The sequence below is a fragment of the Marinicella litoralis genome (assembly GCF_002591915.1).
GTDB lineage: Bacteria > Pseudomonadota > Gammaproteobacteria > Xanthomonadales > Marinicellaceae > Marinicella > Marinicella litoralis.
In genome coordinates, this window is sequence record NZ_NIHB01000003.1 from 179,213 (window position 1) to 199,469 (window position 20,257).

A 20,257-nucleotide genomic window follows, 5' to 3' on the forward strand; every position below is an offset into this window, starting at 1 on the left:
TCAGAAAAATTCTTTTCTTACTTGGGCAAATGCATCCAAGGCAATATCTAAATCATTTTGGGAGTGAGCGGCTGATATTTGTAATCGGATTCTGGCTTTGTCTTTTGGAACCACAGGAAAACTGAAGCCAATACAATAAATGCCGAGTTCCAACAACCGATCTGCCATTTGTTGTGCCAATCGAGCATCGCCCAACATGATGGGGGTGATTGGGTGGGTTTCACCTGAAACTGTATAACCCAATTCAACAATTTTAGACCTGAAATATTGGGTGTTTTTTTCAAGTTGATCACGCAAAGTGGTGGAGTTTGAAATCAAATCAAAAACTTTGATGCTGGCAGCTACCAAGGGAGGTGGCAATGTATTAGAAAATAAATAGGGTCTTGATCGTTGGCGCAACAGTTCAATGATTTCTTTTTTCCCAGTGGTAAATCCGCCTGATCCACCACCCAATGCTTTACCTAAGGTTGAGGTAAAAATATCAATTTTATCCAGAACACCCTCCAATTCAGCAGAGCCTCTGCCTGTGGAGCCAATAAATCCAGTGGCATGAGAATCATCAACCACAACCAATGCATTGTATTGAGCTGCCAGGTCAGTAATGGCCTTCAGTTTAGCAATCGTACCATCCATACTGAACACACCATCAGTGACAATCAATCGCCTATTACAATCTTGGGTATTTATTAATATGTCTTCCAATTGCTGCATGTCGCTGTTTTTATATCGATGCCTTTGTGCTTTACACAAACGTATACCATCAATGATTGAAGCATGGTTAAGTTCATCACTGATAACGGCGTCATCTTTATCTAATATGGTCTCAAACAAGCCACCATTGGCATCAAAACAGGAGGTATACAAAATGGTGTCTTCGGTACCAAAGTAATCACTGATTTTTTGTTCTAATTCTTTATGCAAATCTTGGGTGCCGCAAATAAACCTAACCGAAGCCATACCAAAACCATGGGTGTCTAAGGCTTTTTTTGCCGCTTTAATGATTTCTGGATGGTCAGCTAAACCAAGGTAGTTGTTGGCACAAAAGTTGATGACTTTCTTTCCACCAGGTAACTCTATGTGAGCGGATTGAGGGCTGGTGATAATGCGTTCAGATTTGTAAAGGCCTTCATCTTTAATGGATTGGATGACTTTTGAATAATTTTTCATGATACGTTTAACTCCAAGAACAAACGACTTTGCCACATTGACCAGAATTCATCAAATCAAATCCGGTTTGAAAATCGTCAATATGAATCTCGTGGGTTAATGCTTTTTCTAAGGGAAAACCAGATAACAATAATTGGGTCATTTTGTACCAAGTTTCATACATTTTCCTACCAGTAATTCCCCTGATAGAAAGGCCTTTGAATATGATGTTGTCCCAATTGATTTGGGTGTGGTCAGGAAGCATTCCAAGCAGAGTGATTTTACCACCATTATACATACTGTTTAGCATGTCATTAAAAGCCATGGGGTTGCCTGACATTTCCATACCTAAATCAAATCCGGTGATGTTCATTTCTTTCATCACAGCTGGAAGTTTTTCTTTGGTCACATTGACACAGCGTGTTGCCCCCATGTCTTTGGCCAATGACAATCGATAGTCATTCACATCGGTGATAACCACATTTCTTGCGCCTACATGTTTGCAAATTCCAGTAGCGATGATTCCAATGGGCCCAGCACCAGTAATTAAAACATCCTCACCAACCATGTCATATTCAAGTGCACAATGTGCAGCGTTACCAAATGGATCAAAAAAAGCCGCTAAGTTTGAAGGTATTTTGTCAGGTACAGGCCATAAGTTTTGTACGGGCATACTGATAAACTCAGCAAATGCACCATTTCGGTTAACCCCTATGCCTTGCGTATTGGGACATAAGTGAGGGGTGCCCGCTCGACAGTTGCGACAAACCCCACAAACGATGTGTCCTTCAGCACTGACTCGTTGACCCACTTCATAACCTTTGACCTCACTGCCCATATCGACGATGTGGCCAACAAATTCATGGCCAATGACCAGCGGAGGTTTGATCGCTTTTGCGGACCATTCATCCCATTTATATATATGTAAATCAGTGCCACAAATGGCGGTTTTTTCAATTTTGATAAGAACATCATTGTGACCCATTTCAGGCATTGGGACATCTTCCATCCAAATACCCAGTTCAGGTTTTTTTTTGACCAGTGCTTTCATAGTATGTTTTTAATTGAATTCAGCTTTACAACTGAATGCTATATTTAGGGTGGCCGTATTATAGACCTTTTGAATATAATGATGCGCAATTGTGCGAAAAATCGCGCATCATTTTTATTTTGAATTATTCTCGTAAATCCTTGTGTAATATTTTGCCCACATTCGATTTTGGCAATTCATCTCTGAACTCAACAAGTTTGGGTACTTTGTATCCTGTCAGGTGCGCTCTACAATGCGCAATGACGTCTTTTTCAGTGAGGCTGTCATTTTTTCGTACCACGAATAATTTAACAATTTCTCCTGACCTTTCATCTTCAATGCCGATGGCGGCACATTCAATGATGTCACTGTGTAAGCAAGCTGCATCTTCAATTTCATTGGGAAATACATTAAAACCTGATACCAATATCATGTTTTTCTTGCGGTCAACAATTTTGAAATACCCTTGTTCATCCATTATGGCCACATCGCCAGTTTTCAGCCAACCATCTACAATGGTTTTGGCTGTTTCTTCAGGTCGGTTCAAATAGCCCAGCATGACTTGAGGTCCTCTGATACACAATTCCCCCCTCTCACCCACAGGCATAGGGTTGCCGTCATCATCTTGAATTTGACAATCGGTTCCCGGTAACGGCAGGCCGATGTTGCCGGTGTACTCTTCCATGGGTACTTGGTTGATACAAGCCGCCGGCGATGTTTCAGTCAGGCCATAAGCTTCAGCCAATGTAACTCCTGTGACTTTTTTCCATTCTGTTGCGGTGTTCTTTTGTACGGCCATTCCACCACCCAATGAAAATTTAAAGGCAGAAAAGTCCAAATCTGAAAAGCCTGGTGTGATTAACAGGCCATTAAATAATGTGTTAACGCCAGTTAAAACGGTGAACTTATGTTGCGATAATTCTTTAACAAATCCAGGCATGTCCCTTGGATTGGTGATCAACACGTTTTTTGCCCCATAAAGACAGAAGGTGAGGCAGTTGGCAGTTAATGCAAAGATGTGATAGAGCGGAAGTGCGGTAATGATGATTTCTTTGCCTTCTTCAATTTCACTTGATATCCATAATTTTGTCTGAGTGACGTTTGAAATCATATTTCTATTGGTCAGCATGGCACCTTTTGAAACACCAGTGGTGCCACCAGTGTATTGTAAAAATGCAATGTCATCCAAGGTTCTTTTTACTGCAGTAAAGGGCAGCGATTGACCAGCATTGAGTGCTGCTTTGAAACTGATTGAGCCAGGTAAATCAAACGGAGGTACCATTTTTTTGACTCTTTTGATTAAAAAGTCCATGATTTTGCCTTTCAATCCACCGACCATTTCACCGATGGTTGTCGTGATTACTTTTTCGACCCCTGTCTCATTGATCACTTCAGCCAAGGTACAAGCGGTGTTTTCAATCACGATGATGGCTTTGGCATTGGCATCATTTAATTGATGTTTTAACTCTCTGGGTGTATACAAGGGATTCACATTGCTAACCACCATGCCGGCCCTGAGAATGGCTTGGACTGCAATTGGGTATTGCAACACATTAGGCATCATAATAGCTATCGAGTCACCTGTTTTAAAGTGTGCTTGTAAATAGGCGGCCAATTGCTTGCTGTAATTATCGAGTTCGCTGTAGGTGATTGATTTGCCGAAATTCACATAGGCTTCGGAAGATTTGAACTTTTCACAAGATTCAACCAACATGTCAGCCACAGATTCATAAGGTAACTCGCCTAATTCATGTGGGACACCGGGACGGTATTGTTTTAACCAAGGTCTTTCTACTGTCATATCACCTCTATTTAACTTAGAATTTAATTTAATTTAATTTAACGAAGTGATTCAGCCGCGATTGTATTAAAAAATAAGCTTCAGTCCCCACTTCAACTTGAACAATGTGTTCACACCAATAAGATTGGTTTTGTAATGAAACATTACAATTGTAATCCTTTTTCATGTTAAATGTTTTTATGACTTTTTTCTACCAATTTGATAGACTTTAAACTTACCATTTTATTAACATCATATGGAATCTGAACTTTTAGCCAATACCTTGCAACCCCATTCGATGGGTGTTTTGATCTTAACCTTGGTTGCACTGGTGTTATTTGCCAATGACAGGATACCGTTGCAAACTTCAAGCTTGTTTGTTCTGTGTGCATTGATATTAGGGTTTCACCTCTTTCCATATCACCAAAGTGATGGCACCATCTTTCCAATCAAAACCTTTTTCCTTGGATTTGGCAACGAAGCATTGATTGCAGTTTGTGCCTTGATGGTGGCTGGCCAAGCATTGGTCAGGACAGGAGCCATGGAACCCATTGGCCGGTATTTGGCTAAGCTTTGGAAAGTCAGCCCATCTTTGTCTTTGCTGTTGACATTGGTTACGGGTGCTGTGCTGAGTGCATTCGTTAATAACACACCCATCGTGGTTTTACTTTTGCCTGTTTTGGTCAGCGTGTCATTACGGACAGGTCAGTCTTCATCAGGAACATTGTTGCCAATGGGCTTGGCTACATTATTAGGAGGCATGGCTACTACAATCGGTACATCAACCAATCTATTGGTGGTTAAAGTGGCTGAAGGGTTGGGCGTGCCAGAATTCGGCATGTTTGATTTTATCCTACCTGTTTCTATTACAGGCGTGGTGGCAATCTTGTACTTGTGGTTGGTGGCTCCACTGATCCTGCCAGATCGTACGCCCCCATTGAAAGACACTTCACCACGGGTTTTTTCAGCTGAAATTAAAATAAACCAAGGTGAATTTGCTGATGGCAAGACCTTGGCTGAGTTGCGAGACAAGGTAGATGGTAAAATAAATATACAACGCATTGTTAGAGGCGAGGGCTTATCAATTGCTACCTTACCTGATGTGGTGATCAAATCTGGAGATCGTCTGATAGTTTCTGACACAGCCGACAACCTGAGAGAATATGAGGTTGAGTTGGGTGGTTCATTGTTTACCGGTGAACATCAAGTCGATGAATCACATCCTTTATCTGCCGGTGATCAATCCATCGCAGAACTGGTGATTACATCTGGTTCATTGCTTGATCGGGTGCGCGTCGGGGATTCAAGGTTGAACAGTAAATATGGCCTCACGCTATTGGCTGTGCACTCACAAGGTAAAGAAACCACTGCAACCTCGAAAGGCATGGATGATTTGATTTTTCGACCAGGTGATGTCTTGTTGGTACAAGGTACACATTTGGCCATACAAGAAGTTAAACGTACAGGTTCATTGTTGGTATTAGATGGTGGGGAAGAGTTGCCTCATACCAAAAAGGCCCCCTTGGCTTTGGCTGTGATGGCTGGTGTTGTTAGTTTAGCGGCCTTTGACCTTATGCCTATATCAATCAGTGCCGTATTGGGTTGTTTTGTGTTAATTGCCACAGGGTGTTTACGTTGGCGCGATGCCACCCATGCACTCAGTGCCCAAGTGATTTTTATCATTGTGGCTTCCTTGGCATTGGGAGCCGCTTTGATGGCGACCGGTGGGGCTGATTATTTGGCTAATTTATTTGTGGTTTCCACCAATGGCTTTGCGCCAGGTGTGGTTTTGGGTATATTGATGTTTTCAATGGCCATCATGACCAATGTAATTTCAAACAATGCTGCGGCTGTTATTGGAACGCCTATAGCGGTGAGTATTGCTCAGCGATTGGGTATGCCCGTGGAACCCTTCGTATTGGCGGTTTTATTTGGTGCCAATTTAAGTTATGCCACCCCAATGGCCTATCAGACCAATTTATTGGTTATGAATGCTGGTGGTTATAAGTTCATTGACTTTGTAAAAGTCGGTGTACCATTGACTTTAATTACTTGGGCCATGCTAACTGGTATGCTCACTTGGATATATCAACTGTATTAAAATAACGGTTATTATCTGATAAAAATATAAAAAAGAGGAAACCCATGGGCGAACAGAATATTTCAAGAGGCGGAGACAATGAAGCCAAAAGGCTATTTACCAGAGCGGTCTTAAATGACCTGAAGGCGTTGGAACTGATGATTGAAAAAGGACTCATCGAATCAGGTGCCAGAAGAATTGGTGCCGAGCAAGAAATGTTTCTGACTGACAATGATTACAGTCCAAGTTTAACTGCATTGGATATACTCGGAGACATCACGGATGATCGATTTACCAATGAAATCGCTTTGTTTAACATTGAGGCGAATTTAACTCCCAGAAGGTTTGAAGGTAAGTGCTTGAGTGAAATGGAAGAGGAAATCAAGGAAGTGGTTTCAATTGCCAAACACCACGCCGGCAACCATGATGCGAAAATTATTTTAGCGGGTATTTTACCTACATTGCGTCAAATGGATTTAACCTTGGACAGCATCACACCGGTTGATCGATATTATGAATTGAATGATCGTTTGAAAGAAATCAGGGGTTCGGATTTTCGGATGGACATTCGTGGTGTAGATGAATTGTCAGTAACACATGACAACTTTCTTTTGGAAGCCATGAACACCAGTTTTCAAGTTCATTTTCAAGTCAGTGGCAATGAATTTGTTGAAATGTACAACATGTCACAAGCGGTCACTGGACCTTTGATGGCAGTGGCTGTCAACTCTGGCCTGATTCATCATTATCGATTGTGGCATGAGTCTAGAATTGCGGTGTTTCAAAACTCCATTGATACGCGTTCTACGCAACACCAAAAACGCGGCACGCAAGCGAGGGTTCATTTTGGTAATGAGTGGATTGAAAGTATCGTTGATGTGTTTCGTGATGACATTTCCCGATTCTCAGTGGTCCTCACTTCTGACTATGAAGAAGATCCTGTGGGTATGGTTCATGCTGGCATAATGCCAAAATTAAAGGCCTTGATGTTACACAATGGGACGGTTTATCGATGGAATCGGCCTTGTTATGGCGTAAAGGACAATATACCGCATTTGCGCATAGAAAACCGCGTGTTACCCTCTGGTCCATCGGTGATTGATGAGGTGGCCAATTCCGCATTTTACTTTGGTTTGATGTCAGGTATGAGCCAAAAAACTGATGATATTTCGAAGGATTTGCGTTTTTCTCATGCACGTAATAATTTTTTACAAGCTTGTCGCACCGGACTGGAATGTCATTTCACATGGATCAATGGAGAAAGTATTTCAGCCACAAGGTTAATTAAAGATGAGTTGTTGCCCATCGCCGAAAGCGGACTTAAATCTGCTGGCTTAGATAAACAAGACATTGAACGTTATTTAACCACCATTGAAAAAAGAGTTGAGAATAAACAAACTGGTGCCAAATGGGCCATAAAATCAATCACTGAAATGAATAAAGATTTACATCCTGACGAAAAAGTGAGGGCTGTGGTTGCAGAAATGCATGATCAGCAGGCTGTAGACCGGCCAATCCATGAATGGCCCTTGGCCAAACCAGTAAAACGCACCGATTGGCGAGCAGGTTATTTATTGGTGGGGCAATTTATGACCACCAAGTTATTGACTGTGCGCCCCGATGACTCGATGGATTTAGCGGCCAGCATCATGGACTGGAAAAGAGTCAGGCATGTGCCCGTTGAAAATGATGAAGGTGAATTGGTGGGTTTGGTCTCACACCGATCAATTTTGAAAAAAATTGTAGATGGAGAGGATCACAAAGGAACAGCGATACGCGAAATCATGAATGAACAACCCATTTTTGCGGGGCCTAAGACCACCACTGTAGAAGCCATTCAAATCATGCGTGATAAACGCATCAGTTGCTTGCCTGTGGTGGATAACGGTAAATTAGCAGGCGTTATCACTGAATATGATTTAATTAAAATTGCCAGCCACGTGTTGGAAGCTGATTTGAAGGCGTATAAAGGTAAGTTAGAAGAAAGCAGCTGATCTAAAAATTGTTTCTGGTGGGGTTGTTTTGATTTTAGGCTAATCCAGTGACCAGAACTGATTAATCACCCAAATACTCCATATAATAGTCACTTCTTTGGTATTCGGATTCAAATGGGTGGGGCAATTTAACAAACCCAAAGCGACCATAAAGCTTAATTGCTGGTTGCAGAGAAGAGTGGGATTCCAGATATAATTTTTCTCCATTCAATTGGTCGAATACTTCGATACATTTTTGCATCAAAATGGCGCCAATACCTTTTGCTTGGTATTCAGCTGTTACTGCCATTTTTGTCAGTTCAAAAACTTGTTCCCCATGGTGTTTTAGCGCTACACAGCCAATTATTTTCTGGTCTAATGAGGCATAAATGATTTGCCCGCCCTGACTGATGATTTCATCCGGTCTTGATAAAACATGAACATCGATGGGTTCAATCACAAAATACTTTTTTAACCACTCTTCATTCAAACTTTTAAAGTGTGCGCCTAATGTGCTTGTGTGCAACAAGGTGGTGACTTCTTTCACTGATTATTCATATCCAAAATGTGTATAATAATTCATTTTAGTCTTAAGGCAAAGCTTATGGGAATTTGGGATAAATTATTTGGTGAATTGGTCGATATCATTGAGTGGACTGATGACACAAGGCATACATTGGTTTATCGCTTTCCACGGTATGGTAATGAAATTAAAAACGGCGCCATGTTAACAGTCAGGGAAGGGCAAATGGCGGTTCTGGTTAATGAAGGAGAAGTGGCTGATGTATTTGGCCCTGGCTTGTTTGAATTGAACACTGCCAATGTACCTATTTTGTCTTCCTTACAAGGCTGGAAGCATGGTTTTGAAAGCCCATTTAAGGCGGAAGTTTACTTTTTCAACACCAAAGTGTTTACTGACATGAAGTGGGGATTGCGAAATCCATTGATCCTCAGAGACCGTGAGTTTGGGGTCATTCGAATCAGGGCTTTTGGCAGTTATGCCTTCAGAATCAATGACCCTGAAAAAATGATGAAAGAAATCGTAGGCACAGATGGCCATTTTGTGCTGGAGGAAATCATTGGGCAGTTAAAAAACTTGGTTGTTACTGGGTTTGCTAAAGTCATCAGTGAATCAGGCATTCCGGTTTTAGATTTAGCCGCCAGTTATGATGATCTTGGTCAATTTTTAACTGACCAAATACAGCCCATGTTTAACGAATATGGACTGAAATTAGAAACCATGTTGGTTGAGAATGTTTCTGTTCCTGAGTCAGTTGAAAAGGCTTTGGATGAAAGAGCCAGTTCAATTGCTGTTGGTGATTTAAATCGGTTTACTCGCTACCAGCAAGCCCAATCAATGCGAGATGCAGCCAATAATCAATCGGCTGCTGGTGGTGGTATGGCCATGGGAATGGGCTTTGGGATGGCGCAATCATTTGGCCAAGCCATGGCAAAAGGTGATGCCACTGATCCTTTGGCGCCACCTCCAGTGCCGCAAGCGACAAAAGAAATCAAACACTATTTCGTCATCGTTGATGGCGAAAGGGTTGGCCCAATAAACTTGGCAGCTGTGGTGGAAATGATAAAAAACCAGCAAATCTCAGCTGATAGCATGATGTGGACCGCGGGTCTAAAAGATTGGATTGCCGCAGATGGGTTGTCCGAGGTATTAATGCATTTAAACAATGAACCACCTGCCATGCCATCATAATAAGAGTAGATGACACCCTATAAACACTTCAAGTGTAACCAATGTGGTTCTGACTTGGACTATGCCATCGGTATGCATTCTCTCAAATGCGTCAGTTGTGGTCAGGTCGACCCCATTGAGGCATCACCTTTAGACATGTATTTGGCGCACGATTACCAAAAAGTGGTGAATGATTTCAGTTATTTTGACCCGCAAGTGGTCAGACATGAATTGAAATGTGATAACTGTGGTGCTCATTTTATGCTGCCAGAAAATATACATGCAGAAGAATGCCCTTATTGTGATTTAAATGTGGTGGTGCCGGTAGATCAAAATCGTCATTTGGTTCCTGATGGTGTGTTGCCATTTGAAGTCCATCAGCATGAAGCCGAAGCCGCTTTTAAAAAGTGGCTTAATGGATTGTGGTTTGCACCCACAGCATTGAAAAAGAAAGCGATTCAAGCCCAATCAATCGTTGGTTCATATATGCCACTGTGGGCGTTTGACGCTCAAGTTGACAGTGACTACTCTGGTGAAAGAGGTGATAACTACACGACCACGATCAGGGTGCCTACCAAAGTCAACGGCAAAACGGTGATGCAAACCAGAACAGTGGTTAAGATCAGGTGGCGTCATCGATCTGGCCGAGTATTTAACCAGTTTGATGATGTGGTGGTGTTAGGAAGTTATACCCTCCCGGTAAAGTTTCAAAACTTTCTCTCACACTGGGACATGCTCAGGACTCAAGAATACAATGAAAAATACCTCAGTGGTTTTCGTTCAGAACTGTATCAAGTCAGCCTGCCTGAGGGGTTTAAAAATGCCAAAAAAGTGATGGACAGAGCAATCAGACAAACGGTGAGACGTGATATTGGTGGGGATCACCAGCGCATACATCGAGTGAATTCAGTCTACCATGCTGTGGGTTTTAAATTGTTGCTGGCACCCATGTGGGTATCTGCCTTTAATTACAAGGAAAAAACATTTCGTTACGTCATCAATGGTCAGAATGGCAAAGCGCATGGTGAGCGACCTTGGAGTTATTATAAAATAGTGGGTGCGGTATTGTTATTGGCATCTATTATCGGATTGGCGGTCATCATTTCAAAGTAATAACATAATTGCAGCTTTAGCGACTATTATCAGTCATAGAAGGATAGACATCCTAATCTCAAGGCATTAAACTTAGCACATGTTCAATAATCCAAGGTGTATTAAAAAACCTTAATGACAGAAGACCAGAGTATCAAAGGTTCTGATAAGGAAAATCAGAAATCATGGCTTAATAAGTTAGCCAATTTATTTACGGATGAACCTCAAAATAAGGACGATCTCCTAGCAATACTAATGGAAGCCCATCACAATGCTTTATTGGATATTGATGCCTTGAATATGATGAAAGGGGCGTTGAAGGTTGCTGACCTCCAAGTCAGACAAGTGATGATTCCCCGTGCTCAAATGGTGGTGATTCCATTAACTTCTAACATTGAAGAAGTGTTGCCAATTATCGTTGAATCTGGTCACTCCAGATTTCCAGTGGTGGGTGAGGATAAGGATGAGTTGGAGGGCATTTTATTGGCTAAAGACATCTTGAAGTCATTTGTCAAAGGAGAGCAAGATTTTGACCTCAGAGAAATTTTGCGTCCTGCCGTGGTGATTCCCGAGTCGAAACAAGTCAATATCTTGTTGAATGAATTTCGCACCTCGAGAAACCACATGGCTATCATCATCGATGAATATGGCGGTGTCGCTGGTTTGGTGACGATAGAAGACATTCTGGAAGTTATCGTTGGCGAAATTGATGATGAGTATGACAACCATGAAGATCCTTATATCATGAAAATCAGTGACAAGCTTTATCGGGTGAATGCATTAACCACCATTGAAGAGTTTAATGAGGCATTTGATTCAAACTTCAATGACAGTGAATTTGATACCATTGGAGGATTGGTGGCCAGTGAAGCAGGGCGCTTACCTGAAACAGGTGAAGAAATATGGGTCGAAAATTTAATGTTTAAAATCATTAAGTCTGATAAACGTCGGATCGAGTTTGTTCAAGTAGACTTTTCCTGAAATTTTCAATGAGCCAAATCAAATTGCTGGTGTTTTTGCTTTTAGCTCACTTAAGTGTTCAAGTCCAAGCTGACAAAGAAATCAAACTGATAACCATTGGTGCAGGTAGTGAGTTTTGGTCGGCTTTTGGTCACACTGCACTGGCCATTGATGATGACGTTTATGGATTTGGTTATTTCAGTTTTGAGGATGAAGACTTGATTCAATCCTTCCTGAGCAACCAAATGCAATATGATTTGGGGGTCAGTGATTTTTCGAGAGAAATTGAATTGGCTCGCTGGCAAAACAGGACATTTATTGTTCAACACCTTAAGTTAAGTGATGCTGAAATAAGCTACATAACCGAATACCTGTTCTGGCATAATTTGCCAGAAAACCAGTCTTATCATTATGATTATTTTCTTAACAATTGTTCTTCCAAAATCAGAGACATCCTTGATCAGGCATGGGGTGGTTTGTTAAGAAACCAATTCAACCAAGCGTCTAACAGTAATTACTTTAAACAAACCTTTCCCGCAAAAAACCAATCATTGATGAATCTGGGAATGGCCATGGCATATGGTTGGTCTGCTTACAGTACTAGGTCTGAATGGGAGTTGATGGCTTTACCGCAGTATTTACAATCTAAAATATCTGAACTGGGACCATTGAAAGTATCAAGTTCTACAGTGCTGTATCATGAAGTCCCTCAAAACAGGGTGGTTGCTGTTTTAAAAACGCATGGTGTCTTACTGGGACTGTTTACCAGTCTTTTCTTGCTTTTATTATTTAATAAAACCAAGAGAGCGACCCAAAAGGCCGTGTGGATTGTTCAATCATTGATTGGTTTAGTCTTGCTTGGTTTGTGGGTTTTTAGCGGTCATCAAACCGTTGGTCTGAACTTCAATGTTCTGCTATTTTTTCCTTTTGCTTTTTTAATAACCAAATACCGGTATTTACGAGGGTTATTGATGGCTTCTTATGCTATATGGCTGGTCTTGGCGTTGATTTTAGGCGCTTGGTATTTGTTGCCTATTTTGCTGATCCATTGGATGGCTTTAAATTTTAATAGGGTTTGATCTATGATTCGATCAATATGATTTCAGCACTTCCTTTGGTGTGATTGTTTAAACTTGATGTGAAGTCCTCAATTTGATCATTGGGTAATTCAACCAGGTTGTTTACTCCGCTTGAATTAAAGTTTTGATCTAAACTGATGCCATCATATTGATTAAGTAGTTGATGCAAAATTTGTGAGTATTGAAATCCAATTTCAATTCTGAGTTCCGATTTTGGAACGTGAAATTCAAAATCAGCCTGTTTTAAATTTTTGGCAATGGTGCCACCATAAGCCCTTGCAAGGCCGCCAGTCCCTAATTTGATACCACCATAGTGTCTAATAACCAAAGCTCCCACAGCATCGAAGTCAGCGCCATCTATGGCAGCAAGAATGGGTTTGCCTGCAGTGCCTGAAGGCTCACCATCATCATTGAACCGGTATTCATTACCTATGCGATATGCCCAGCAGTTGTGGGTGGCATTGAGGTCTTGGTATGTTGTGAGCTTGTTAAAAAAGTTTTGATCAGATGTGATGGGGAAACAAATACCAATGAATAAGCTCTTTTTAATGGCCTCTTCATTGGTATTTGTCGAAATTAAAATTTTCTTAGTCAAGAAGCTCAGGTGGGATTTGAGTCTCTGGGAAAGACAATTGCATGTAGCTTATTAATGCGCTTGCTTGATCTGTTTGATTCATGTCTCTGAATGATTGCAAAGCCTTCAATGCTTTGTCAGGCGTGTTATATCGCATGGCAAATTTCATGTGTTTTTGTCCTAATTTTTCTGCCTCCGCTTGTGCTTCTTCTATCGGCATGTCTTCAAGATGTGCATAGACATTAGGCAATACCGCTACAGGCTTGCTTTGTTTAACAGCTTTTGGCTCAGATGTATTTTGAACTTTGCTGGAATTATTAGCCATTTTGGCAGTTCCTTTGTCCATCATTGTTTCTGTTTTTGTGGTGCTTTCAACAACGGTGCTGTCATCATTAAAGATGTTCCACACAACCGCAATGACTAAAATCAAGCCAGCAATGGCCAGAAATGGTAAAGATTTTGATGATGCCATAAAGTAAATCCTCGTTATTATTAAATGTTTAAACAGCGCTTAGAGTGGTTAATCTTCTAAACGTTCAAAAATTTTGGCGTGTATTCTACCAGATTTCAATTGAGTTGATACTTGATCACCAATTTTGACTTGTGAAATGTCACTGATCACGGCTCCACTGTCTAGTTCAGTGGTTATGCTGTAACCTCTGGACATCACTTTCAAAGGACTTTGGTTGTTTAAATCATTGGCGGTCAGTCGCAGTTTTTGATCAGCCATTTCAAGGGCATGTTTAATTTTCCAATTCAGACGTTCTGTCAGTTGTGATAGTTTTTGAGACTCCAATTTGGTGTTGGGTTTGTGGCTGCTTAATTGATCAGCTAAATGCTTGATTTGATTGTTTTTAATCTGCCATAGGTTGTTGAATGTTTTGGTTAAGTTTTGTTGCATTGAGGCCAATGAATTTTGTTGTGAAAGCACCAAGTTTTTTGGGTGCGACTTGTCTAAACGATGACTCAGTGAATCAACTTCTTGTTGATGAATTCTTAATTTGTCTTGCATCAGTAAAGACAACAGTCGGCTGTGATGACTCAGCTTTTGAGAAAGTTGATTAAAATCGCCGCAAATATATTGCGCAGCAGCTGTGGGGGTTATGCAATGCATGTCTGCCACCAAATCACTGATAGATTCATCGGTTTCATGCCCCACGGCACTGATAATTGGTGTTTCTAACTGAGCCATTTGGTGGGCCAAAAACTCATCATTGAAGGCCCAAAGGTCTTCTTTGGAACCACCGCCTCGAGTTAATAACAGTAAATCATGTTTATTGCTGTCGGCAGTTCTTAGGGCATGATTGATCTGAGGTGGGGCCTCATTGCCTTGAACGGGCGTGTGGTATATGGTGACTTCAATTAATGGGTTCTTGTGAAGTAAGACATTTAAAATGTCTTGCAGCGCCGCACCATTTTTTGATGTAATGATTCCCAGTGAATTCACCATTGTAGGGATTGGCCGTTTTCTGGCTGCCTCGAACAAACCTGCATTCATCAGTTTTTGTTTTAAAATTAAAAACTGTTGGGCTAAATCCCCTTGGCCAGACTCAATGACTTTGACCACGTTGACTTGAATATCACCTTTGGGGGTGTAAACAGTCATTTGTCCAAGCAGGGTGACCTTCATGCCTTTTTTTAATGCAATGGATTGTTTTTGTTTGAACATCACACATTTGATACCAGCCTCTTGGTCCTTTAAAGTAAAGTAACTATGGCCTGCAGGTGATTGATAATGTTCAAATATTTCCCCCATCAGCCAAAAGCTCGCAAACTGTTCAGACAAATGCTTTTTTAACATTTGATTCAATACAGTCGGAGTAAATGGATTTTGGGGTGTTTTACCTCGTGTTGATGACATCTTTATATGTTAGAATACGCCGCTAATTTTTCAGACCCAAAGGTGGCCACCATGAGAGTTTTATACGATGCCTTAACCTTCGACGATGTTTTGTTGGTTCCTGATTATTCAGACATCTTACCAAAGGATGTCGATTTGTCCACTCAATTAACCCGTAACATTAAACTCAATATTCCGGTGGTTTCTGCTGCCATGGATACGGTAACAGAAGCCAGATTGGCCATAGCAATGGCACAACTCGGTGGTATTGGTGTGATCCATAAGAATTTATCTATAGAGCAACAATGCGCAGAAGTTACCAAAGTTAAAAAATATGAGTCCGGGGTGATTAAAGACCCCATTACCGTCAGCCCTTTGACCACCATTCGTGAAGTTTTAGAGATCACCAGGAAGCATCGAATTTCTGGTGTGCCGGTGGTTGATGGTGATGAGTTGGTTGGCATTGTAACCAGTCGTGACATGCGCTTTGAAACAGTGCTTGATGATCCGGTCAGAAACATCATGACACGCAAAGAAGACTTGGTTACAGTTGGGGAAGATGCAGAGGCCAGTGAAGTTTTGCAATTATTCCATTCCAATCGGATTGAAAAAGTATTGGTGGTGAATGATGCCTTTCAACTCAAAGGATTGATCACAGTTAAAGACATTCAAAAATCACAAGATTACCCATTGGCAGTTAAAGATGACAGTGAACAACTCAGGGTCGCTGCAGCTGTAGGGCCGGGTGGTGATTCGGTCGAACGAGTTGATGCGTTGGTTAAAGCGGGTGTTGATGTGCTGGTGGTTGATACGGCACATGGCCATTCAAAAGGTGTTATTGATCGTGTACGAGAAATTAAAATTCAGTACCCAACTGTCGATGTGATTGCTGGCAACATCACCACGGGTGCTGCTGCTTTGGCTTTGGTTGAGGCTGGCGTTGATGCAGTTAAGGTGGGTGTTGGTCCTGGTTCAATTTGTACCACGAGAATTGTTGCAGGTGTTGGTGTACCTCAAATATCTGCCATAGATGATGTGGCCAAAGCCTTGGCAGGTACAGGTGTACCTTTGATTGCTGACGGCGGTGTCAGGTATTCTGGTGACTTGGCCAAAGCCATTGTTGCTGGTGCTTCAACCATCATGATGGGTGGTATGTTTGCAGGAACTGAAGAGTCACCTGGTGAAGTGGAGCTTTATCAAGGCAGGACATTCAAGTCTTACCGAGGTATGGGTTCATTGGGTGCAATGAATAAAGGTTCAAAAGACCGGTATTTTCAAGATGAAGTAGATGCTGAAAAATTGGTGCCTGAAGGCATTGAGGGCAGGGTGGCATTCAAAGGTGCTTTGGCCCCAGTTGTTCATCAACTTATGGGCGGATTAAGGGCTTCAATGGGCTATGTTGGTTGTAAGGACATTGCTGAAATGAAAACCAAACCACAAATGGTCAGGATCACCAATTCAGGTGTCAAAGAATCTCACGTGCATGATGTTCACATCACCAAAGAAGCACCTAATTACAGAACAAGAACCTAGTGGTTAAGGAAGCAGAGAGCAAACAGATGGATATAAAACACAGTAAAGTGCTGATTTTAGATTTCGGCTCACAATACACACAGCTGATTGCTCGCAGAGTCAGAGAGCTTAATGTTTATTGTGAAATATATGCATGGGATGCAGATTCGGCTGCCATTGAAGCATTTGAGCCCCAAGGCATCATACTTTCAGGTGGTCCTGAATCGGTACACATGGAAAACGCACCAACTTTAAATGAGGTGGTGTTGTCGTTGAATGTTCCGGTTTTGGGTGTTTGTTATGGCATGCAATTACTCAATCAATACTATGGTGGTTTGGTTGAAGGATCTGAGGAAAAGGAATTTGGTTATGCCAAGGTACACTTGACAGGTCAGTCTAAGTTGTTTGCTCAAATCAACAAACAAGCGCTAGATGTTTGGATGAGCCATGGTGATAAAGTCAAAGCCCTTGCTCCAGCCTTTCATTCGATTGCACACACCAGTTCTACACCATTTGCAGCCTGTGAACACAAAGAGCTTCCTATTTTTGGTGTTCAGTTTCATCCTGAGGTGGAACACACGGCTGATGGGCGTGAAATATTGTCACAATTTGTTCATGGAATCTGCGGTTGTGAAAAATTATGGAAAACTGACAACATCATCGATACTCATGTTGAAAATATTCGTCATTTAGTGGGTAAGGAAAAAGTGTTGTTGGGGTTGTCAGGCGGAGTGGATTCATCAGTGGTGGCGGCTTTATTACACAAAGCCATCGGTAAACAATTGGTTTGTGTGTTTGTTGACACTGGTTTATTGCGGTTTGAAGAGGGTGACCAAGTGATGCAAACCATGGCAGATAAAATGGACATCAATGTCATTCGTGTGAATGCCCAGGAAATGTATTTTAATGGGTTAAAAGGGGAGTCTGACCCGGAACGTAAACGAAAAATCATCGGTGAGTTGTTCATCCGTATCTTTGAACAACAAGCCAGAGATTTGGATGACATTCAATGGTTGGCTCAAGGTACCATTTATCCTGATGTGATTGAATCTGCTGCTTCATCGACAGGTAAAGCTCATGTGATTAAATCTCATCACAATGTCGGTGGTTTGCCAGATGATCTTGCTTTGAAATTGATTGAACCTCTGAAAGATTTGTTTAAAGATGAAGTCAGAAAACTGGGTGTCAGTTTGGGGCTGGCCCCAGAAATGGTTTATCGCCACCCATTTCCAGGCCCAGGCTTGGGTGTCAGAATTCTGGGAGAAGTTAAGCGTGAATATGCCGATACCTTGGCAAAAGCTGATCATATATTCATAGAAGAACTCAGAAAACATGATTTGTATGACAAAACCAGTCAAGCTTTTGCAGTGTTTTTGCCCGTCAAGTCAGTCGGTGTGGTGGGTGATGCCAGGCGTTATGAATACGTCATTGCATTACGAGCTGTGGAAACCATAGATTTCATGACTGCCCGTTGGGCACATTTGCCTTATGAGTTTATAGATTTGGTTTCTCGTAGGATAATCAATGAGATAGACAAGGTTTCTAGAGTTGTTTATGATGTTTCTTCTAAACCGCCTGCAACCATTGAATGGGAATAAATCAAACCAAGGACGATGCCTACTTCATGCGTTTGGCGATGGCCCAAGCGCATACAGCTGAACAGCAAGGTGAAGTGCCAGTTGGTGCAGTTATTGTGCAATCAGGTGAGGTTGTGGCTGCTGCTTACAATCAAATGATTAATCTAAACAACCCAACTGCTCATGCTGAAAATTTGGTTTTGGCGGCAGCTGGGGAAAAATTACAGAATTACCGTTTGGTTGATTGTGACTTATTTGTCACCTTGGAACCATGTACCATGTGTGCTGGTGCAATGATTCATGCACGCATTAAAAGAGTGGTGTTCGGTGCATTTGATTCTAAAACAGGCGTGCTAGGCAGTGTGGATAACATGATGCAAAAACCGTATCACAATCATCAAATTGAAGTGGTTGGTGGTGTTCTTGGAGACGAATGTGGACAATTACTGAGTCAGTTTTTCAAGCAGAGGCGTATTGCCAATAAGTCAAAGCGTTGTGAGTGATGTGCGCCAACAAAGCGGGTATTAAACTCTTAGATTTGACGGTCATCCAGCCATAAATTAGACCGACCGCAAACACACTGATGGCCTCTGGCCAGCTCAAATGAATGGCAGCAAATAACAAGGCGGTCATGGTGACAGAAATAAATCCATTGGCTTTTTGCAGTAAGGCGCGCAACATCAAACCTCTGAATACCAACTCTTCAAACACAGGTGCAAACAACACAGAACTGATAAACAGACTTATTGGGTGGTAGTTTGCTGTGTTTTGTTGCCACGCTGTGATGTCGGCCTGTCGGTCTGTTTGAAGTAGGTAACTCATCAACCATTGATCAATTTGCCAGTAACTTAAGCCAAACAGCAAGGCGATTAAAGTCCAATTAAAAGGTATGGGTATAATATGAAGTGATTGTGCCCATTTTTTTGAATACCTCATGGTAAGCCATAGCAGCAGGAGGATAGCGCTTGCAAAGACCCAGATTGTTGGGTAGATGCCTGATGTGGGTGACGCCATTTTGAATACGAATAAAAACGCAGTCACCCAAACAAGCAAACAAAATAAAATTTTGGCAGACTGTGTTGATGTCAAATAGTCACTCAATGGCTGTAATGAGTGAATGAATTATCTGCTGGCAGCGTTGATTGAAAGACTGTTGGCTGGGCGGTTATTCGCATTCAACTTAATTGAGTTTTGATACCGGTTGTATAGGATTTTAACCCGACGGACATATTCTCGGGTTTCAGGGAAAGGCGGAATGGCTCTGCCATATTTTTCAACGGCCGTTTCTCCAGAATTGTAGGCCGCCAAGTAAACATCAATGTTGTTATATACCCCCTTCAAATGTTTTAGATAGGCTGAACCACCATGGATGTTTTGTAGTGGATCGTATGGGTTATTTACGTTATAAGTTTTTTGTGTAAGCGGCATCAACTGCATCAATCCTTGGGCTCCAGCAGAGGAAACCACTTCAGGTTTGAACGCCGACTCAGCATGGATTACAGCTTTGATTAAAGCGGGCTCTAAGCCATGTTTTCTGGCGGCTGAATCTATTTCCAAGTTAAACTTATTGGTGATTAATGGTGTGTTGCTCCAATTGACACTGTTTCGCCATTCTGTACATTCTGGGCACCTGACATTCAATATGTTGTAAGATTTTCCAGCAGGCTTTTTAGATGAATAGTGTATAATTCCATTTTTATCAACATGTTTATAAACAATCATGTTTTTACTGTGACTGGTAGATACCGTAAACACCAGCGACATGGTCAGCAAAAAGGTAAAAAGTGATTTAATGTTAATAAAATCCATAAATTTAGTGAATTATTCAGTTAATAGCAGTCAAATTATAATGAAATCAACTAGTTTAAACAAACTTATGAAGCTAATTGTCATAAAAACAAACATAAAACATACAATTAAACCG

At 41.5% G+C, this 20,257-nt stretch carries 18 protein-coding genes; 9 read left to right on the plus strand and 9 right to left on the minus strand.

What is annotated here, in order from left to right; genetic code table 11:
* From kbl to CCS90_RS11005, 3 genes are all read right to left on the minus strand, one after another.
* Nucleotides 1-1,167 (minus strand): glycine C-acetyltransferase, encoded by a 1,167-nt coding sequence (kbl, locus tag CCS90_RS10995; RefSeq protein WP_099019606.1) that lies wholly within the window; start codon nucleotides 1,165-1,167, stop codon nucleotides 1-3.
* A gap of 7 nt (nucleotides 1,168-1,174) precedes the next feature.
* Entirely contained in the window at nucleotides 1,175-2,197 is a 1,023-nt protein-coding gene (gene tdh / locus CCS90_RS11000; protein ID WP_099019607.1) for an L-threonine 3-dehydrogenase, read from the minus strand.
* A gap of 124 nt (nucleotides 2,198-2,321) precedes the next feature.
* Nucleotides 2,322-3,977, minus strand: a complete 1,656-nt coding sequence (locus tag CCS90_RS11005; protein ID WP_099019608.1) for an AMP-binding protein — start codon at nucleotides 3,975-3,977, stop codon at nucleotides 2,322-2,324.
* 235 nt (nucleotides 3,978-4,212) lie between these two features.
* Between CCS90_RS11005 and CCS90_RS11010 the strand changes: the two genes are divergently transcribed.
* Together CCS90_RS11010 and CCS90_RS11015 are read left to right on the plus strand one after the other, a co-directional pair.
* Nucleotides 4,213-6,057, plus strand: a complete 1,845-nt coding sequence (locus CCS90_RS11010; RefSeq protein WP_099019609.1) for an SLC13 family permease — start codon at nucleotides 4,213-4,215, stop codon at nucleotides 6,055-6,057.
* A 44-nt stretch (nucleotides 6,058-6,101) separates the two neighbouring features.
* Nucleotides 6,102-8,030 carry a CBS domain-containing protein gene (locus CCS90_RS11015; protein WP_099019610.1) on the plus strand — a complete coding sequence of 643 codons (1,929 nt, stop codon included), beginning with the start codon at nucleotides 6,102-6,104 and terminating at the stop codon, nucleotides 8,028-8,030.
* Nucleotides 8,031-8,091: 61 nt separating this feature from the next.
* Here the strand turns inward: CCS90_RS11015 and CCS90_RS11020 are convergent, their stop codons facing one another.
* A complete protein-coding gene (locus tag CCS90_RS11020; protein ID WP_099019611.1) occupies nucleotides 8,092-8,556 on the minus strand; it encodes a GNAT family N-acetyltransferase in 465 nt (154 codons plus the stop codon).
* 57 nt (nucleotides 8,557-8,613) lie between these two features.
* Here CCS90_RS11020 and CCS90_RS11025 point away from each other — a divergent pair, with 57 nt between their 5' ends.
* The 4 genes from CCS90_RS11025 to CCS90_RS11040 all read left to right on the plus strand — a co-directional run bounded on the left by CCS90_RS11025 (nucleotide 8,614) and on the right by CCS90_RS11040 (nucleotide 12,830).
* A complete protein-coding gene (locus tag CCS90_RS11025; RefSeq protein WP_099019612.1) occupies nucleotides 8,614-9,720 on the plus strand; it encodes an SPFH domain-containing protein in 1,107 nt (368 codons plus the stop codon).
* A gap of 9 nt (nucleotides 9,721-9,729) precedes the next feature.
* Nucleotides 9,730-10,812 carry a TFIIB-type zinc ribbon-containing protein gene (locus tag CCS90_RS11030; RefSeq protein WP_099019613.1) on the plus strand — a complete coding sequence of 361 codons (1,083 nt, stop codon included), beginning with the start codon at nucleotides 9,730-9,732 and terminating at the stop codon, nucleotides 10,810-10,812.
* Between the two features lie 114 nt (nucleotides 10,813-10,926).
* A complete protein-coding gene (locus tag CCS90_RS11035) occupies nucleotides 10,927-11,772 on the plus strand; it encodes a CorC family transporter (protein WP_099019614.1) in 846 nt (281 codons plus the stop codon).
* A gap of 8 nt (nucleotides 11,773-11,780) precedes the next feature.
* Nucleotides 11,781-12,830 (plus strand): lipoprotein N-acyltransferase Lnb domain-containing protein, encoded by a 1,050-nt coding sequence (locus tag CCS90_RS11040; RefSeq protein WP_099019615.1) that lies wholly within the window; start codon nucleotides 11,781-11,783, stop codon nucleotides 12,828-12,830.
* A 1-nt stretch (nucleotide 12,831) separates the two neighbouring features.
* On the opposite strand, the gene CCS90_RS11045 is transcribed toward CCS90_RS11040, so the two are convergent.
* The 3 genes from CCS90_RS11045 to xseA are packed head-to-tail and all read right to left on the minus strand — an operon-like array spanning nucleotide 12,832 to nucleotide 15,265.
* Nucleotides 12,832-13,425 (minus strand): IMPACT family protein, encoded by a 594-nt coding sequence (locus tag CCS90_RS11045; protein ID WP_211337060.1) that lies wholly within the window; start codon nucleotides 13,423-13,425, stop codon nucleotides 12,832-12,834.
* Complete coding sequence (locus CCS90_RS11050; protein ID WP_099019616.1) at nucleotides 13,418-13,876, minus strand: hypothetical protein; 459 nt, start codon at nucleotides 13,874-13,876, stop codon at nucleotides 13,418-13,420. Before CCS90_RS11050 ends, CCS90_RS11045 begins: the two co-directional genes overlap by 8 nt.
* A gap of 48 nt (nucleotides 13,877-13,924) precedes the next feature.
* Entirely contained in the window at nucleotides 13,925-15,265 is a 1,341-nt protein-coding gene (xseA, locus tag CCS90_RS11055; protein WP_099019617.1) for an exodeoxyribonuclease VII large subunit, read from the minus strand.
* A gap of 51 nt (nucleotides 15,266-15,316) precedes the next feature.
* Here xseA and guaB point away from each other — a divergent pair, with 51 nt between their 5' ends.
* Genes guaB through tadA form a run of 3 tightly spaced genes read left to right on the plus strand, consistent with a single transcriptional unit; the run spans nucleotide 15,317 to nucleotide 18,836 of the window.
* A complete protein-coding gene (gene guaB / locus CCS90_RS11060; protein WP_099019735.1) occupies nucleotides 15,317-16,777 on the plus strand; it encodes an IMP dehydrogenase in 1,461 nt (486 codons plus the stop codon).
* 26 nt (nucleotides 16,778-16,803) lie between these two features.
* Nucleotides 16,804-18,354, plus strand: coding sequence for a glutamine-hydrolyzing GMP synthase (gene guaA / locus CCS90_RS11065; RefSeq protein ID WP_099019618.1), 1,551 nt, complete (start codon nucleotides 16,804-16,806; stop codon nucleotides 18,352-18,354).
* Entirely contained in the window at nucleotides 18,345-18,836 is a 492-nt protein-coding gene (tadA, locus tag CCS90_RS11070) for a tRNA adenosine(34) deaminase TadA (RefSeq protein WP_211337059.1), read from the plus strand. The genes guaA and tadA overlap by 10 nt, the downstream gene beginning before the upstream one ends.
* Here tadA and CCS90_RS11075 read toward each other — a convergent pair.
* Together CCS90_RS11075 and CCS90_RS11080 are read right to left on the minus strand one after the other, a co-directional pair.
* Nucleotides 18,793-19,269: a CPBP family intramembrane glutamic endopeptidase gene (locus CCS90_RS11075; protein ID WP_162846890.1), complete on the minus strand. Its 477-nt coding sequence runs from the start codon at nucleotides 19,267-19,269 to the stop codon at nucleotides 18,793-18,795. The genes tadA and CCS90_RS11075 overlap by 44 nt on opposite strands.
* A gap of 186 nt (nucleotides 19,270-19,455) precedes the next feature.
* Nucleotides 19,456-20,142 carry a lytic transglycosylase domain-containing protein gene (locus tag CCS90_RS11080; protein WP_099019620.1) on the minus strand — a complete coding sequence of 229 codons (687 nt, stop codon included), beginning with the start codon at nucleotides 20,140-20,142 and terminating at the stop codon, nucleotides 19,456-19,458.
* Between the last annotated feature and the right edge of the window lie 115 nt (nucleotides 20,143-20,257).